This is a genomic window from Thauera sp. WB-2, assembly GCF_027594845.1.
Classification (GTDB): domain Bacteria; phylum Pseudomonadota; class Gammaproteobacteria; order Burkholderiales; family Rhodocyclaceae; genus Thauera; species Thauera mechernichensis.
Map to the genome: position 1 here is coordinate 907782 of NZ_CP088935.1, position 16426 is coordinate 924207.

Annotated in this window: 17 protein-coding genes; 10 read left to right on the plus strand and 7 right to left on the minus strand. The window is 66.6% G+C overall.

The genetic code is table 11. The annotated features are described in order from the left end of the window. Window positions 1–20: 20 nt before the first annotated feature. From miaB to LQF09_RS04165, 10 genes are all read left to right on the plus strand, one after another. Window positions 21–1385 carry a tRNA (N6-isopentenyl adenosine(37)-C2)-methylthiotransferase MiaB gene (gene miaB, locus LQF09_RS04120; protein WP_270069265.1) on the plus strand — a complete coding sequence of 455 codons (1365 nt, stop codon included), beginning with the start codon at window positions 21–23 and terminating at the stop codon, window positions 1383–1385. Continuing rightward, window positions 1386–2411, plus strand: a complete 1026-nt coding sequence (locus LQF09_RS04125) for a PhoH family protein (RefSeq protein ID WP_002928457.1) — start codon at window positions 1386–1388, stop codon at window positions 2409–2411. Further along, window positions 2392–3201, plus strand: a complete 810-nt coding sequence (gene ybeY, locus LQF09_RS04130; protein ID WP_270069266.1) for an rRNA maturation RNase YbeY — start codon at window positions 2392–2394, stop codon at window positions 3199–3201. Before LQF09_RS04125 ends, ybeY begins: the two co-directional genes overlap by 20 nt. Before the next feature lie 64 nt (window positions 3202–3265). Beyond that, entirely contained in the window at window positions 3266–4105 is an 840-nt protein-coding gene (locus LQF09_RS04135; RefSeq protein WP_051018563.1) for an HlyC/CorC family transporter, read from the plus strand. Next, complete coding sequence (gene lnt / locus LQF09_RS04140; protein WP_270069267.1) at window positions 4105–5595, plus strand: apolipoprotein N-acyltransferase; 1491 nt, start codon at window positions 4105–4107, stop codon at window positions 5593–5595. The genes LQF09_RS04135 and lnt overlap by 1 nt, the downstream gene beginning before the upstream one ends. 423 nt (window positions 5596–6018) lie before the next feature. Continuing rightward, complete coding sequence (gene glyQ, locus LQF09_RS04145) at window positions 6019–6945, plus strand: glycine--tRNA ligase subunit alpha (RefSeq protein WP_002928462.1); 927 nt, start codon at window positions 6019–6021, stop codon at window positions 6943–6945. Next, window positions 6945–9032, plus strand: a complete 2088-nt coding sequence (gene glyS / locus LQF09_RS04150; RefSeq protein ID WP_270069268.1) for a glycine--tRNA ligase subunit beta — start codon at window positions 6945–6947, stop codon at window positions 9030–9032. Before glyQ ends, glyS begins: the two co-directional genes overlap by 1 nt. 61 nt (window positions 9033–9093) lie before the next feature. Then, complete coding sequence (gene gmhB / locus LQF09_RS04155) at window positions 9094–9627, plus strand: D-glycero-beta-D-manno-heptose 1,7-bisphosphate 7-phosphatase (RefSeq protein ID WP_270069269.1); 534 nt, start codon at window positions 9094–9096, stop codon at window positions 9625–9627. 63 nt (window positions 9628–9690) lie between these two features. Further along, window positions 9691–10464 (plus strand): lysophospholipid acyltransferase family protein, encoded by a 774-nt coding sequence (locus LQF09_RS04160; RefSeq protein WP_270069270.1) that lies wholly within the window; start codon window positions 9691–9693, stop codon window positions 10462–10464. A 241-nt stretch (window positions 10465–10705) separates the two neighbouring features. After that, window positions 10706–11080 (plus strand): 4a-hydroxytetrahydrobiopterin dehydratase, encoded by a 375-nt coding sequence (locus LQF09_RS04165; protein WP_002938578.1) that lies wholly within the window; start codon window positions 10706–10708, stop codon window positions 11078–11080. Window positions 11081–11153: 73 nt separating this feature from the next. Here LQF09_RS04165 and LQF09_RS04170 read toward each other — a convergent pair whose 3' ends face one another. The 7 genes from LQF09_RS04170 to LQF09_RS04200 all read right to left on the minus strand — a co-directional run bounded on the left by LQF09_RS04170 (window position 11154) and on the right by LQF09_RS04200 (window position 16380). Further along, window positions 11154–11720, minus strand: coding sequence for a phasin family protein (locus LQF09_RS04170; RefSeq protein WP_002928474.1), 567 nt, complete (start codon window positions 11718–11720; stop codon window positions 11154–11156). Window positions 11721–12016: 296 nt separating this feature from the next. Beyond that, window positions 12017–12793: an enoyl-CoA hydratase gene (locus tag LQF09_RS04175; RefSeq protein ID WP_002928478.1), complete on the minus strand. Its 777-nt coding sequence runs from the start codon at window positions 12791–12793 to the stop codon at window positions 12017–12019. A gap of 53 nt (window positions 12794–12846) precedes the next feature. Continuing rightward, the gene (gene lptA, locus LQF09_RS04180; RefSeq protein ID WP_002928481.1) at window positions 12847–13404 is read right to left on the minus strand and encodes a lipopolysaccharide transport periplasmic protein LptA; all 558 of its coding nucleotides are present in this window, start codon (window positions 13402–13404) and stop codon (window positions 12847–12849) included. After that, window positions 13401–13976, minus strand: coding sequence for an LPS export ABC transporter periplasmic protein LptC (gene lptC, locus LQF09_RS04185; RefSeq protein WP_002928484.1), 576 nt, complete (start codon window positions 13974–13976; stop codon window positions 13401–13403). Before lptC ends, lptA begins: the two co-directional genes overlap by 4 nt. Next, the gene (locus LQF09_RS04190; protein WP_002928486.1) at window positions 13977–14966 is read right to left on the minus strand and encodes a KpsF/GutQ family sugar-phosphate isomerase; all 990 of its coding nucleotides are present in this window, start codon (window positions 14964–14966) and stop codon (window positions 13977–13979) included. It abuts the gene before it with no gap. A gap of 109 nt (window positions 14967–15075) precedes the next feature. Further along, window positions 15076–15714 (minus strand): prepilin-type N-terminal cleavage/methylation domain-containing protein, encoded by a 639-nt coding sequence (locus LQF09_RS04195; RefSeq protein WP_002938583.1) that lies wholly within the window; start codon window positions 15712–15714, stop codon window positions 15076–15078. 45 nt (window positions 15715–15759) lie between these two features. Then, on the minus strand, window positions 15760–16380 hold the full coding sequence (locus tag LQF09_RS04200) for a type II secretion system protein (RefSeq protein WP_270069271.1): 621 nt from the start codon (window positions 16378–16380) through the stop codon (window positions 15760–15762). Window positions 16381–16426 lie beyond the last annotated feature (46 nt).

Consider the following 16426-nt stretch of genomic DNA (forward strand, 5'->3'; position numbering starts at 1 on the left):
GCAGTGATTTCCCTCTCATCATGAAAAAGCTCTACATCCGCACCTTCGGGTGCCAGATGAACGAGTACGACTCCGACAAGATGGCGGACGTGCTCGGCGCCCACGAAGAACTGGTCAAGACCGATAACCCGGAAGAGGCCGACGTGATCCTCTTCAACACCTGTTCGGTGCGCGAGAAGGCGCAGGAGCGGGTGTTCCACGACCTCGGCCGCGTGCGCTTGCTCAAGCAGCAGAAGCCGGGGCTGATCATCGGCGTGGGCGGCTGCGTGGCCAGCCAGGAAGGCGAGGCCATCGTCAAGCGTGCGCCTTATGTGGACGTGGTGTTCGGGCCGCAGACCCTGCACCGTCTGCCCAAGCTCATCGAGGCGCGCAAGCAGACCGGGCGCTCGCAGGTGGATATCTCCTTCCCCGAGATCGAGAAGTTCGACGCCATGCCGCCGGCACGTGTCGAGGGCGCGAGCGCCTTCGTGTCGATCATGGAAGGCTGTTCCAAGTACTGCACCTTCTGCGTCGTGCCCTACACCCGAGGTGACGAGGTGTCGCGCCCGCTCGAGGATGTGCTGGCCGAGATCGCCGGCCTGGCCGCTCAGGGCGTCAAGGAGGTGACCCTGCTCGGCCAGAACGTCAACGCCTGGCGCGGCGTGCTGACGCGCGAGGATGGCGAGGACGGTGCCGACGTTGGAGATTTCGCCTTCCTGCTCGAATGCGTGGCCGAGATCCCCGGCATCGAGCGCATCCGCTATACCACCTCGCATCCGCGCGAGATGACGCAGCGCCTGATCGACTGCTACGCGAAGATCCCCAAGCTGGTGTCGCAGCTTCATCTGCCGGTGCAGTCGGGCTCGGACCGCGTGCTGGCGGCAATGAAGCGTGGCTACTCGGTGATCGAGTTCAAGTCCGTCGTGCGCAAGCTGCGCGCGGCACGGCCGGACCTGTCGCTGACCTCGGACTTCATCGTCGGCTTTCCGGGCGAAACCGAAGAGGACTTCGACAAGACCATGAAGCTGATCGACGATATCGGCTTCGACGGCGCCTTCAGCTTCGTCTACAGCGCCCGCCCCGGCACGCCGGCGGCCGACCTCGAAGACCCCGTGCCGCAGGAGTCCAAGCTCGCCTGGCTGGCCCGCCTGCAGAAGCGCATCGACGAGCAGTACCAGGCCAACAGCGAGGCCATGGTCGGCACGGTGCAGCGCATTCTGGTCGAGGGTGCGGCGAAGAAGAACGCCGAGGTCGAGATGATGGGCCGCAGCGACAATAACCGCGTGGTCAACTTCCCTTCCGATTCGCCCAATCGTGACCGCCTGATCGGCCAGTTCATCGATGTGCGCATCACCGCTGCGCTGCCGCATAGCCTGCGCGGCGAGATCATCGTTCGGGAATCCTGAATGGCGAAAACCCTGGAAGTCTTCTTCGAGCCGGTGGACAACCCCCGGCTGGCCCGCTTGTGCGGCGTGCTGGACGAGAACCTGCGCCAGATCGAGAACGCCTTCGACATCACGGTCAGCCGGCGCGGCGAGCACTTCACCCTCAACGGCCACCCCAGCCAGGTGCTGCGCGGCGAGATGGCGCTCAAGCACTTCTACGAGCGCGCCGACAAGGACCTGTCGCTCGACGATGTGCAGCTCGGCCTGATCGAGATCGGCAGCCGTGGCGCCGGCGCCGATCCGCTGCAGCCCGCCCCCGTGCTGATGACGCGGCGCACCGAACTGCACGGCCGCACCCCGCGCCAGGTGGAATACCTGAAGAACATCCAGGAGTTCGACATCACCTTCGGCATCGGCCCGGCCGGTACCGGCAAGACCTATCTTGCGGTGGCGAGCGCGGTGGACGCCTTCGAGCGCGACCTGGTCGAGCGCATCATCCTCACCCGCCCGGCGGTCGAAGCCGGCGAGCGCCTGGGTTTCCTGCCCGGCGATCTGGCGCAGAAGGTCGACCCCTACCTGCGCCCGCTCTACGACGCGCTCTACGACCTGATGGGATTCGACCGCGTCGGCAAGCTCTTCGAGCGCAGCCTGATCGAGATCGCGCCGCTCGCCTTCATGCGCGGGCGCACGCTCAACAACGCCTTCATCATCCTTGATGAGGCGCAGAACACCACGCCCGAGCAGATGAAGATGTTCCTTACCCGCATCGGCTTCGGTGCCAAGGCGGTGGTGACCGGCGACCTCACCCAGGTCGACCTGGCGCGCGGCCAGCGCAGCGGCCTCAAGGAGGCGCGCAAGGTGCTGGCGGACGTGCGCGGCATCGCATTCACCGAGTTCGCCAAGGAAGACGTGGTGCGTCATCCGCTTGTCGCACGCATCGTGGATGCTTACGACCGCGAAAGTGCGCGTATCGAGCAGGCCAGGGTGGCGGCACGCGCCCAACAACAGCAGGACAAGGAATCACAGGATGCCGAAGACGGGGAGTAAGCAGGACGCAGGGCAGGACAAGGGGATCGCGGCGACAGCAGGCAAGCCGAAGCTCGTCGCCATCGACGCCGAAGGCAAGGCCACGCGCTTGAAGGCGGAGCGGCTCGAGATCGACTTTGGCGATGGCCGCAAGCTGGTGCTTGCTTTCCCCGAGCGCGCCTGGGGCGATCTCGAGATCGAGGCCGATGCCGACGACGCGGACGCGGTGCCGATGCTGTCGCTGCAGCCCGGCGCCTGCAATCTGCTCACCTTGCGTGTCGACGTGCATCATGACATGAGCTTCGTCGATGTGCCTGGGTTGCCCGAGCACGCCCGCCCGCCGGCGCTCCGGCTGTCCGTGCAGAAGGCGGTGGAGGGCGAGGACAAGGCCAACGCCCCCAAGAAGAACCACATCCGGCGCTGGGCGCAGGCCGCGCTGCAGCGGGATGCCGAGGTCACCGTGCGCCTGGTCGGCGAAGAGGAGGGGCGCGAGCTCAACCGTGCCTACCGCGGCAGGGACTACGCTACCAATGTGCTCACCTTCGCCTATGCTGACGGTGAGGATCTGTCGCTGCCGGCGCAGGACAACAGCGCCGTGCTCGCGGGCGATCTCGTGCTGTGCGTACCGGTGGTGATGCGCGAGGCAGCGCTGCAGGGCAAGACGCCCGAAGCTCACTTCGCGCACTTGGTCGTGCATGGCATGCTCCACCTGCAGGGCCATGACCACGAGAATGAGGCTGAGGCAGCGGTGATGGAGCGGCTCGAAACCGACGTCCTGCGCGGGCTGGGCTATGCAGACCCCTATGCCTGAGCGCGGTGTGCGCGAGGCTGACTTGCACGACCCCTGGGCTTGAGTGGAGACCCCGACCCAAAAAATGGACAGTTCCCCTAAACCGTCGTTACTTGAGCGACTTTCGGCCTTTCTCTCGCGCGAGCCGGAAGATCGCGAAGAACTCCTCGCGCAATTGCACGCGGCCTTCGATCGCAACCTGATCGACGCCGATGCCCTTTCCATCATCGAAGGCGCCCTGCAGATGTCCGACATGCAGGTGCGTGACGTGATGATTCCGCGCGCGCAGATGGACTGCGTGCACCTGGACGATCCGATCGACGCGATCGTCAATTTCGCCATCGACACCGCGCATTCGCGCTTCCCCGCCATTGGTGATGGCAAGGATGATGTCGCCGGCATTCTGCTTGCCAAGGACCTGCTGCGCTACTTCGCCGGGCGCGAATTCGACCTGCGCGACATGTTGCGTCCTGCCGTGTTCGTGCCCGAGTCCAAGCGCCTCAACGTGCTGTTGCGCGAGTTCCGCGTGTCGCGCAACCACATGGCGATCGTGGTCGACGAGTACGGCGGCGTGGCCGGGCTGGTCACCATCGAGGATGTGCTCGAACAGATCGTCGGCGATATCGAGGACGAGTACGACTTCGACGAGGTCGGCGACAGCATCCGCCTCGATCACAGCGGTCGCTACCGTGTGAAGGCCACGACCGAGATCGAGGACTTCAACGAAGCGTTCGCAACCCACTTCAGCGACGAGGAATACGACACCGTTGGCGGTCTCGTCATACGCCACTTCGGGCGTCTGCCCAAGCGCGGTGAAGCCGTGGAGCTCGAGGGTCTGAAGATCCAGGTACTGCGCGCCGACAGCCGGCGGGTCTACACCCTGGTCGTCGAGCATCTGCCGCAGCCCGAGCCCGCCGCCGAGTGATGCGTGTCGCCCTGCTTGCCGCGTTGCTCGCGGGCGGCGCGTCGGTATTCGCGTTTGCGCCCTTCGGGCTGTTCCCGCTTGCCTTCGCGAGCCTGGCCGTGCTGGCCTGGCTGCTCGGGCGTGCCGGGTGCTGGCGCCAGGGCTTCGCGCTCGGCTTTGCCTGGGGTTTCGGTGCATTCATCGGTGGTGTGTCGTGGCTGTATGTCGCGCTCGAGCGCTATGGCGGCATGCCGATCCCGCTCGCTGCGCTCGCCATTGCGCTGTTCTGTGCCTACCTCGCGCTTTATCCCGCACTGGCAGGTGGCGTCTTCGTCGCCCTGCGTCGGCGGCTGGGCTTGGCGCACGGGCTGGTCCAGGCCGTGTTGTTCGGCGCCTTGTGGCTGCTTGCGGAATGGTTGCGCGGCGTCGTATTCACCGGCTTCCCGTGGCTGGCCATCGGCTATTCGCAGACGCCGCCCAGTCCGCTCGGCGGCTGGCTGGCGGTGGTCGGCGTGTACGGTGTGGGCGGGCTCGTTGCCTTCCTGGCGGCGCTTGTCGCCAGCGCGGCCAGCGCTGTGCGTGCCTGGCCGGCCGTGTTGGCTGCGGTCGTGGTGCTCGCCGCCGGGGCTGGCCTGCAGGGGCGGCCGTGGACACAGCCCGTTGGCGAGCCGCTCGAGGTCGCGCTGGTGCAGACCAACTTTGCCCAAAGCCTGAAGTGGGATCCCGATCATTTCGCTGATGTGCTGCAGGTCAACCTTGATCTCGTACGCGAGCAGTTTGGCCGACCGGCGCCTCCCGCGATCACGGTGTTGCCTGAGACCACCTTGCCCACCTTGCTCGAACGCCTGCCTGCGGGCTACCTGGAGGTGCTCGCAAAGCTTGCACGCGAGGCCGGTGGAGACCTTGTGCTCGGCGTATTCCGGCGTGACGAGGCGGGACGGATCTACAACGCCGCGATGAGCCTGGGGCGCGCGCCGGAGCAGCACTACGCCAAGCAGCACCTGGTGCCGTTCGGTGAGTACTCGCCGCCCTTGTTCGGCTGGTTCTACCGCCTGGTCGACATCCCCATGGCGGACCAGACTCGTGGCGCGCCCGATCAGCCGCCCATGCTGATCGATGGGCAGCGGGTGGCGATCAATATTTGCTACGAGGACCTGTTCGGCGCGGAGCTGATCCGCGCCCTGCCACAGGCCACGCTGATGCTGAACCTCTCCAATCTGGCCTGGTACGGCGATTCGCTTGCCCAGCCGCAGCACCTGCAGATCGCGCGCGTGCGCGCGCTCGAGACCGGGCGGCCGATGCTGCGCGCGACCAACACCGGCATGACCGCGTTGGTCCAGCCCGACGGCCGGGTCGCCGGCGTGCTGCCCGAGTTCGAGCGTGGCGTGCTGCGCGTGCAGGTTCAGGGCTTCAACGGCATGACCCCCTACGCCCGCTGGGGCGATGGCCTTGCCCTGATTGTCGCGCTCCTCGTCATTGCCGCGCTCCCTCTTTCCCGCCGGAGGGTTTGAGCGCATAGCCACCCGCCGCGACCCTCGGTAGGCGCGGCGCCAACCGCGAGGGTTTTGAAGGTGACGGGTGTGGTCGGCTGTGACGAAAAGCTCGCGGCTCGCGCCGCTCCTACAGCAGGGCGTCGCGCGCTCGATTCCCCCGTAGGCGCGGCGCCAGCCGCGAGGGTTTTGAAGGTGACGGGTGTGGTCGGCTGTGACGAAAGGCTCGCGGCTCGCGCCGCTCCTACAGCAGGGCGTCGCGCGCTCGATTCCCCCGTAGGAGCGGCGCGAGCCGCGAGGGGTTGAAGGCGATCGCGCCCGCGCCGGGTCGAGCGGGTGAGGGCTTCGGCGCGATTGCGCCGAGCCGAAGCCCCCGCACTTGCCGAAGCCCGGTAAAATCACGGTCTTTGCGTGCGCTGCGCAGCCCGGAGGCTGCCCGAGACCATGACCACCGAATCCCGACTCGTGAAACCGACCTTCCAGCAAGTCATCCTCACGCTCCAGCACTTCTGGGGCGAGCGCGGCTGCGTGCTGCTGCAGCCCTACGACCTCGAGGTGGGCGCCGGCACCAGCCATACCGCCACCTTCCTGCGCGCCATCGGCCCAGAGCCTTGGAACGCCGCCTACGTTCAGCCCTCGCGCCGCCCCAAGGATGGCCGCTATGGCGAGAACCCCAACCGCCTGCAGCACTACTATCAGTTTCAGGTGGTGTTGAAGCCCTCGCCGCTGAACATCCAGGAACTCTACCTCGACAGCCTGCGCGCGCTCGGCATCGACCCGATGGTGCACGACATCCGCTTCGTCGAGGACGACTGGGAGAACCCCACCCTCGGCGCCTGGGGCCTGGGCTGGGAAGTGTGGCTGGATGGTATGGAAGTCACCCAGTTCACCTATTTCCAGCAGGTCGGCGGCCTCGATTGCAAGCCGGTGCTGGGCGAGATCACCTACGGCATCGAGCGCCTGGCGATGTACCTGCAGGGCGTTGAAAACGTCTATGACCTGGTGTGGTCGATCGCGCCGGACGGGCGCAAGGTGACCTACGGCGACGTCTATCACCAGAACGAGGTCGAACAGTCGACCTTCAACTTCGAGCACAGCAACGTCGACTTCCTGTTCTCGCTGTTCAACAACTACGAATCCGAGGCCAGGCGCGTGATGGAAGTCGGCCTCGCGCTGCCGGCTTACGAGATGGTGCTGAAGGCCGCGCACACCTTCAACCTGCTCGACGCCCGCGGCGCCATCTCGGTCACCGAACGCGCCGCCTATATCGGCCGCATCCGCAACCTGTCGCGCGCCGTCGCCCAGGCCTATTTCGAATCCCGCGAAGCCCTTGGCTTCCCGATGCTGAATACCACCAAGGAGGCCGCGTGATGACCAGCGCGACCCTGCTCGTTGAACTGCTCACCGAAGAACTGCCGCCCAAGGCCCTGCCGCGCCTGGGCGAGACTTTCGCCACCAGGATCGCCGATGGCCTCAAGGCCAAGGGGCTGGCGCCTGCCGACGCCGCCTTCCGCACCTTCGCCAGCCCGCGCCGGCTGGCGGTGACGGTTGCGAAGGTGAGCTCAGAGGCCGCTGCCAAGGAGGTCACCGAGAAGCTGATGCCCGTGTCCGTGGCACTCGACGCCGAGGGCAAGCCGACGCCGGCGCTGCTCAAGAAGATGGAAGCCAAGGGCATCCCGGTGGGGGCCGTCGCCGGCTTCGAGCGCCGCATGGACGGCAAGGCCGAGGCGCTGTTCCACACCGCCATGGTGCCGGGCGCCAAGCTCGCCGACGTGCTGTCGGCGATCGTGCAGGACGCGATCAAGGCGCTGCCGATTCCCAAGGTCATGCGCTGGGGCGACGGCGACGCGACCTTCGTGCGCCCGGTGCATAAGCTCACCTTCCTGCACGGCGCCGATGTGGTGCCGGGCCGCGTGCTCGACCTGGACTCGGGGCGCACCACGCGTGGCCACCGCTTCATGAGTCGCGGCGACATCGACATCGTGACTGCGGATGCCTACGAGCCCACGCTGCTCGCCGAGGGCAAGGTCATTCCCAACTTCGCCGAGCGCCGCGCCAACATCGAGCGCCAGCTTCTTGCCGAGGCCGCGAAGCAGGGCGCGCTGCTCAACGAATATGCCGACCTGCTCGACGAGGTCGCGGCGCTGGTCGAGCATCCGACGGTGTATGTGGGCGAGTTCGAGGCCGAGTTCCTTGCCGTGCCGCAGGAGTGCCTGATCCTGACGATGCGCGCCAACCAGAAGTATTTCCCGCTCTTCGACGGTGCCGGCAAACTGCTCAACCGTTTCCTGATCGTCTCCAATATGCAGGTGGCCGACCCGAGCAACATCGTCGCCGGCAACGCCCGTGTGGTGCGCCCGCGGCTGTCGGACGCGCGCTTCTTCTTCGAGCAGGACAAGAAACAGAAGCTCGAGGCTCGCCTGCCGCGCCTGGCGCCGGTGGTGTATCACAACAAGCTCGGCAGTCAGTTCGAGCGTGTCGAGCGCCTCGAAGCCCTGGCCGGCGCGATCGTCGCCCAACTGCACGGCGACGTCGCCGCGGCCAAGCGCGCCGCACGCCTGGCCAAGGCCGACCTCGTCACCGACATGGTGGGCGAATTCCCCGAGCTGCAGGGCATCATGGGCCGCTACTACGCGCTCGCCGACGGCGAGGGGCAGGTGGTGGCCGATGCCATCCAGGCCCATTACCAGCCGCGCTTTGCCGGCGATGAGTTGCCCGCGGGCAATGTCGCCGCTGCGGTGGCACTGGCCGACAAGCTCGACGCCCTGGTCGGCTTCTTCGGCATAGGCATGGTGCCGACGGGCGACAAGGACCCGTTTGCGCTGCGCCGCGCAGCCCTCGGCGTGCTGCGCATCCTCATCGAAGCGCCGCTGCCGCTCGAGCTGCCCAAGCTCATCGACACCGCTGCCGCCGGCTTCAAGCCCGGCCTGCTGACCGCCGAGGGTTTCGCCGCGCAGTTGCAGGACTTCATGTTCGAGCGCCTGAAGAACCTGCTGCGAGAGACAGGGCGCGACGGCGCGGTGATCGACGCCGTGCTCGCGCTCAAGCCGGTACGCATCGATCTGGTGCCCGCCAAGCTCGCCGCGGTGGAGGCTTTCCGCGCGCTGCCCGAGGCCGAGGCTCTGGCGGCCGCCAACAAGCGCATCGTCAACATCCTGAAGAAGGCCGAGGGTGCGCCGGGCGAGCCCGATCTCGCACTGCTGCAGGAGGAGGCCGAGAAGGCACTCTTCCGTCAGGTGGTCGAGGTCGCGCCGCTGGTGCGCTCACATGTCGCCAACGAGGACTACACTGCAGCGCTGTGTGCGCTCGCCGGCCTGCGTGCGGCGGTCGACCAGTTCTTCGAGGACGTCATGGTGATGGCAGAGGAGCCGCTGACCCGTGCCAACCGCCTTGCGCTGTTGGCGCAACTGGCTGGCCTGATGAACCAGGTCGCTGATATCTCGCGCCTGTCGGCCTGAGCGTCACGAGACCCGCGGCGCGCGCCGTCGCGGGTATGTATGCATCCCAGGGAGTCTGCAGATGAAGCTCATCATTCTCGACCGCGACGGCGTCATCAACGTCGACTCCGAGCAGTTCATCAAGTCGCCCGAGGAATGGAAGCCGATCCCCGGCTCGCTCGAGGCGATCGCGCGCCTCAATCAGTGGGGCTGGCGCGTGGTGGTGGCGTCCAACCAGTCCGGCGTGGGGCGCGGTCTGTTCGGCATGGATACGCTAAATGCCATCAATGACAAGATGGTGCGCAGCCTGGCGCAGGTCGGCGGTCGCCTGGATGCGGTTTTTTTCTGTCCGCATGCGGCGGACTCCACCTGCGACTGCCGCAAGCCCAAGCCCGGCCTGTTCCTGCAGATTGCCGAGCGCTTCAATGTCGCGCTGCAGGACGTACCCTGCGTGGGCGACAGCCTGCGCGACCTGCAGGCGGGGGTGGCCGTAGGTTGCCAGCCCTTCCTCGTGTTGACGGGCAAGGGGCTGCACACCAAGGACAGTCCCGAACTGCCGCCCTCGACCCGGATCTTCCCCGATCTCGACGCCGTGGCCGCTACGCTCACGGCCTGAAACTCATGGCAGGCGCACCGTCAGGGCGGTGCGATCTGCGCCCAATGACGCCTGGACCACACCGTGCATCTCATCCGCTCATTCCTGTTCGCAATACTGCTCACACTGATCACCGTGCCCTATGCGATCTTTGCCACGCTGATCTTCTGGCTACCGCCGATGACCCGCCATCGCCTGATCACGTCCTGGGTGCCGGTGATGATGTGGGTGATCCGCCATGTTCTCGGTATCCGCTACAGGGTGATCGGTGCCGAGAACATGCCTGCCGGCCCGGCCGTGGTGCTGTCCAAGCATCAGTCCGCATGGGAAACGATCGCGCTGCAGCAGATCTTTCCGCCGCTGTGCTTCGTGCTCAAGCGCGAACTGTTGCGCGTGCCCTTCTTTGGCTGGGGTTTGGCAAGCATTCCGGGCATTGCGATCGATCGCAATGCGGGCAAGGATGCGCTCGCCCAGGTTGTCGAGCAGGGCCGCGAGCGCCTGAAGGAGGGCCTATGGGTTGTCGTCTTCCCCGAGGGTACGCGTGTTGCCCCGGGGACGGTGAAACGCTACAAGCCGGGCGGCGCCATCCTCGCCAAGCGTGCGGGCGTGCCTGTGGTCCCGGTGGCGCACAATGCGGGCGAGTTCTGGCGGCGCAATGCCTTCGTCAAGCGCCCTGGTGAGATCATCGTCAGCATTGGTCCGGTGATCGACGTCAAGGGCGTGAAGGCAGCGCAGATCAACGCGCGCGCCGAGGCCTGGGTCGAGAGCGAGATGCAGAGGCTTTTCCCTCATCACTATGCCGGCGAGGCGTCGGCTGTGCATGACCAGGACGGTGGCACGGGCGCGCCCGAAGCCTGATCTGGTTACACGTCAGCCGCGAGGGTTTGAAGGCGATAGTCTTTTGTGGCGTGCCCGAAGAGCTCGCGGCTCGCGCCGCTCCTACAGCAAAGCCCGCCGCCGCGGGTCTCTCCACCGGTGGGAGCGGCGCCAGCCGCGAGCTTTTCGTCGTCACGGGGGGCTTCGACGGCCTCTCGTCTACGCCTTGGACGTGCGCTGCACCGCGGGCTACATTGAAAGCCCGAACCCGCAGGAGGTCGATATGAGCGACACACTGCCCGCGCTGGGCGAGGATGAGATTCGCCAGCGCCTGGCGCGCGAACTGCCGCATTGGTATTACGAAAATGGCTGGATCCGGCGCAAGTACCGCACGGAAGGCTGGAAGGGCACGCTGATGGTCGTCAATGCCGTCGGCCACCTTGCCGAAGCGGCCTGGCATCACCCGGACCTTGTTGTGTCCTATGCCTTCGTGATCGTGAAACTGTGCACCCATTCCGCGAAAGGGGTGACCGAGCGCGACTTCGCGCTCGCCAGCAGGATCGAGGCGCTGATCCAGTGGCAACCCGGCCGCGAGGGGGGTGTGCTTGAAGGCACTCCCAATGATGACCAGCGCTTCCGCTACATCAAATACGACTGATGCGTCGGCGGGCGGTAAACGCAAAACGGCCCCTCGACGAGGGGCCGCTTCGTCAGACCTTTACCGAGGAAGCTTAGGCAGCCTTCTTGGAGGTGGTCTTGGCGGTGGTGCTGACGGCCTTGACGGTGGCGTTGGTCGCGGCAGCCACGTTGGCTTCGGCGATCTCGGCGACTTGCTTGGCAGCCTTGCTCATGCTGTCGTAGGCGCTGTTGGCGGCGGCGATGGCCGACTTGACGGCGGCGACGGCGACGTCCGAACCGGCGGGAGCCGACTTGGCAGCCTTGTCGAGGGCGGTAGCGACGCCCTTGTTCAGCTCGGCGACCTGGCCTTCGAAGACCTTGGACATTTCTTCCTGGCTCTGCGAGGCGATCTCATAGACGCTGCGAGCGTAGGCGACGGCCTTCTCGACGATCGGCTGGGCCAGCGAAGCCTGCAGGCTCACCAGTTCCTGGACGTCCTTGGCGGCGAGCAGGGTCTTGGTGTTGGCAACGCCGTCCTCGAGGATCGAGCGGGCGGTGTTCAGGTTCAGGGCAGCGAGGCGCTCGGCGCTGGCGAAGGCGGTGTTGGCCAGGGTCAGCAGGGTCTCGATGTTGGCCTTGTTGGCGGCGGCGAACTGCTCGGGGGTGGTGAAGTTGCTCATTTGAATCTCCTGTAATCAAGCCCGGATTGCATGCACATCGTGGTTTCATGCCACATGTTGCGTTGCAGCATGGTTCGGATTATACGGAGGCGCCTCAAGCTGTCAAGCGAAAATTTGTGCATCGCACAATCGCTATTCGATTGCTTTATCCAATCATGTGCGCCGCTGTCCGGCCCAGCAAACGCTTGGTCTGCCGAGCGATCCACATGCAGTGTGCAACACCCTTGTTGCGGGCCGATGACCAAGGCACTGCGGCGTGGCATGGCCTTGCCGCAGTGCAGGAGGGGGGTGAGCGATCAGTCGTGGGTGAAGTTGGCCTTGCGCTTTTCGACAAAGGCGGCCATGCCTTCCTTCTGGTCGTTGAGGGCGAAAGCGGCGTGGAAGACGCGGCGCTCGAACAGCAGGCCTTCGTTGAGGCTGCTTTCGAAGGCGCGGTTGACCGATTCCTTGATCATCATCACCACCGGCAGCGAGAAGCTGGCGATGGTCTCGGCGGCGGCCAGGGCCTCGTCGAGGAGTCTGTCGGCCGGCACCACGCGCGACACCAGACCGGCGCGCTCGGCTTCGGTGGCATCCATGAAGCGGGCGGACAGGCACAGGTCCATGGCCTTGGCCTTGCCGACCGCGCGCGGCAGGCGTTGCGTGCCGCCTGCACCCGGCAGGATGCCGAGCTTGACTTCGGGTTGGCCGAACTTCGCGCTGTCGGCGGCAATGATGATGTCGCACATCATCGCCAGCTCGCAGCCGCCGCCCAGGGCGAAGCCCGCCACTGCGGCGATGACCGGCTTGCGGCAGGTCTTCACGCGTTCCCAGTTTCGGGTGATGTATTCGCTCTTGTAGGCGTCCATGTAGGAGAAGGTAGCCATCGCGCCGATGTCGGCACCAGCGGCGAACGCCTTTTCGGAGCCGGTGATGACGATGGCGCCGATGCCTTCGTCGGACTCGAAGTCGTTCAGCGCGGCGGTGATTTCGTCGACGACCTGATCGTTGAGGGCGTTGAGTGCCTTGGGGCGATTCAGGGTGATGAGGCCGACGCGGCCGCGCTTCTCGGCGATGATCAGTTCAAAGCTCATGGGTTCTCCTGTTGTCGGGGTGCTGCGTGTCGGTGGAAGAAGGTTGAGTGCGCTTACTGTTGGCCGTCCGACTTGGGCTGGATCACGGCACGCACCCGGCTGGATGGTGCGCCCGGCTGGCTGCCGGGGGCGTTGGTGACCAGGTAGTTCTCGGTGATGGCGTCGTATTCGATGTAGTGGCCGCTGACCTGATCGCCGCCGCTGGTGACGCGGGCGCGGTTGAACAGGCGCGCTTTCTCGCTGCGGCTGTCGTATTCGATGCGCTCGGCTTCGCCTTCGACGTACTGATCCGTAGTGCCTTCGCGGCGCTGACGGAAGGTGGCCAGGCGGTTGCCGGTGGCGGTGGCGACGCCGTTCTGGAAGCCCGCGGCGTCCTGGGTCACGACCAGCTTGTCGCCACGGATCGTCAGTGAGCCCTGCGACAGGATCACGTTGCCCTCGAACACGTGCACCTTGTTGCGGTCGTCCACCGTCAGGCGGTCGGCCTCGATATTGACCGGCTGCTCGCGGTCGGCCTTCTCGGCGATGGCAGGGGCGGAAAATGCGGCGAGCGCTGCCACCCCCAGGGTGGCCAGGCAACGGGTGAGGGATATGCGATGAGTGTGCTTCATGAGGAGGGTCCTTGGCGGCGAGGCATGTGGGTGCGGACCTCGCCGGTCAGTTCGAGCGTGCCGAACAGGTTGTCGGCGCGCATGCCCTGGGCGGTGGCCCGGCTGTCGCCGCGCATCAGGACCACCGGGGAGTCGGTCTGGGCGCGGTGGGCGTCGGGCCACACCGTCAGCGTTTCGGAGTCGAGTGCGAGTGGCAGGGCGTCCGCGGAGCCAGGACGGCGGACCTGCACCTTGCCTTCGAGATCGACGCGCTCGCCCCCTGGGGAGACGTCGCCGCGCGTGGCGCTGATGTGGGTGTCGCGTTGTGCGTCCTGCATGTGCAGGCGCGGTTCGTGGAGTCGGGTGATGTCGCTGCCAGGGAAGTGCTCGAGGCGCTCGGCGAGCAGTTCGTAGCGCTGCCGGCCGTCTTCACCGAACCCCACCAGGCGGGTGTGTTCGGCGACGAAGTCCGGACCGCCATGCTCGACCGCGGCAACCGGCTCTTCGATGCGGGTGATGCGCTCGAGCCAGAGCGAGGCGCCTGCCAGTGCGGCGAGGGCGAGAACCGGGTAGAGGCGCCAGGTGTCGATCACTCAGATCACCTTGGCGCGCATCAGGTCGTGAGTCGTGAGCGCGCCGACGAGACGGTTGTCGCCGTCGACCACCAGCAGCTGGCTGATGCGCAGGCGCTCCATGACCTCGGCGGCTTCGGCCGCCAGGGCCTGGGGGCCGATGTTGCGCGGATTGTGGCTCATCACCGCGGTCACGTGCGCGCTGCGCACGTCGCAGCCTTTCTCGAGCGCGCGGCGCAGGTCGCCATCGGTGAAGATGCCCTGCGGCCGATCGTCGCTGTCAACGATGGCGGTCATGCCCATGCCACCGGCTGTCATCGCCAGCAGGGCGCTGCTGAGCAGGGCGTCGGGGCGCACGCGCGGTACGGCGTCGGCGGGGCGCATCACGTCGGCGACGTGGGTGAGCAGGCGACGGCCGAGTGCACCGCCCGGGTGCGAGCGTGCGAAGTCCTCCGCGGCGAAACCGCGCGCGTCGAGCAGGGCAACCGCGAGTGCATCGCCAAGTGCGAGTGCGGCGGTCGTGCTGGCGGTGGGGGCGAGGTTGAGCGGGCAGGCTTCCTCGGCGACGGCGGCGTCGAGGTGGACGTCGGCCTGTACCGCGAGCGGCGACTCCGGGCGTCCCGTCATCGAGATCAGGCGTGCGCCCTGGCGCTTGACCAGCGGCACGATGGTGAGCACCTCCTCGCTCGTCCCCGAGTTCGACAGGGCGATGACGACGTCTTCGGGGGTGATCATGCCGAGGTCGCCGTGTGCGGCTTCGGCGGCATGCACGAAGTAGGCGGGCGTGCCGGTGCTCGCGAGCGTAGCCGCGAGCTTGCGTGCGATGTGCCCGGACTTGCCGATACCGGTGACGATCACGCGCCCGTGGCGCTGGCGGATGATGTCGACGGCACGCTCGAAGTCTGCGCCGATGCGGTCCGCAAGGGCGGCGACTGCATCGGCCTCGATGCGCAATACCCGGCGGGCGAGGGCGACGGCGCGGCTGTCACCCGTTTCTGGAGTTGAGTCCATGCGGTCCATGCTTGAGACTGACGGGGGCGCGGTGCGACGCGCGTGGAATGTATCGCTGCGCGCAGCACCGTGTGCGAACCCCCGATTGTATATCAAGCGCTACCCGTGCTCAGAGACTGGCGCAGACGGTGTGGCTGGCGCTGTCGTCGAGCGGATTGGTTGCCGAGATCGGCACCAGTGCGCCTTCGCCAGCCGTGCCGGCGCGCATTGATCCAGTTGCCGGGTTGCCATCGTCGAGCGCGATGTCGAGTTGGCGCACCAGCTTGCCGACGATTGCGTCCGAGCACACGACCATCGCGCCGGGGATGCCCAGCACGGTGCCGCCGCGCTGGACGCCGACCCTGCCGCCGACCGCATTGCGCGGCAGGAAGCCGGCATCGTCTGGGTCGGTGCTGCCGCTGGCGACGTTGGCGAGGCGCAAGTGCTGCCAGAAGCGCACGCTCTCGCTGCCGCTGCTGTCGTCCCAGTTGCCATCGATGACGCCGTTGCCGTTGCCGAGGGCTGTGCACTCGCTGCTGCCTGGGCACAGATGCATGCGTGCATTGCGGTCATCGCCGGGCAGGGCGCGGTACTTGTCCTGGTAGGCATGGACCATCGCGGGGATGCTGCGGAAATCCTGGCCGAGGTTCTTCACCTTGGCACTGTCGATCAGTTCCTGCCCCTTCATGACGCCGCCGAGCAGCAAGCTGACGACGAGCAGCACGATGGCGATCTCGACGAGGGTGAATCCGTCCTGTTTGGTGTTCATGGTGGTCTCCTTCGATGGTGGATGAAAAACACGGATGTCCTTGCCCTACAGTCGTCCGCCCTGTGCCAGGCGGGCAATCAGCAACGGCCGGCCGAGCCAGGCGAGCAGGTCGTCGTAGTCGGGTGTGGGCGGGCCTGCCTGGTAAAGAGGGGCGGTTACGGTGTAGCTGGCGTTGAGGCCGTCGGCATGCCGGTTGGGGCCGGTGGAATAGACGATGGCGACGGCCTGCGAGTCGGAGGTCGTGATGCGGCTGCCGTCGTGGCCGCGGATCTGAAGGTTGGCCGATGGCAGGGTGGCGGCGGTGATCGGGGCCTCGGCGAAGCGCGGGTCGACGCGGTAGTGCCAGTGCCCGCCCCAGTCGTCACCCACCGCAGTGCGTGGTGAGCCCCACGCGTCGGTGGCGGGCACGGCCAGGCTGCGCCAGGGCAGGCGGCCTTCGCTTGCGAAGCTGCACGGCGCCGGGTCCTCGATGCCATAGAGCGGACTGGCGGGGTCGGTGGTGGTACTCGGGCAGGGCAGACGGCCGTGGATGAGTGCGAAGCCGATGAGGGCGTGCTGGATGTCGCCGAGGCGTTCGAGGCTGGCCTGGCGGTCGCGGGCGTCCATCCGGCTGCCCAGTGGCACCAGCAGGCCTGCACCGAGTACGGCGAGGATGACGAGGACCATGGCCAGCTCCACGAGGGTGAAGCCGCGGCCTCGGGGGTGTCGCGCA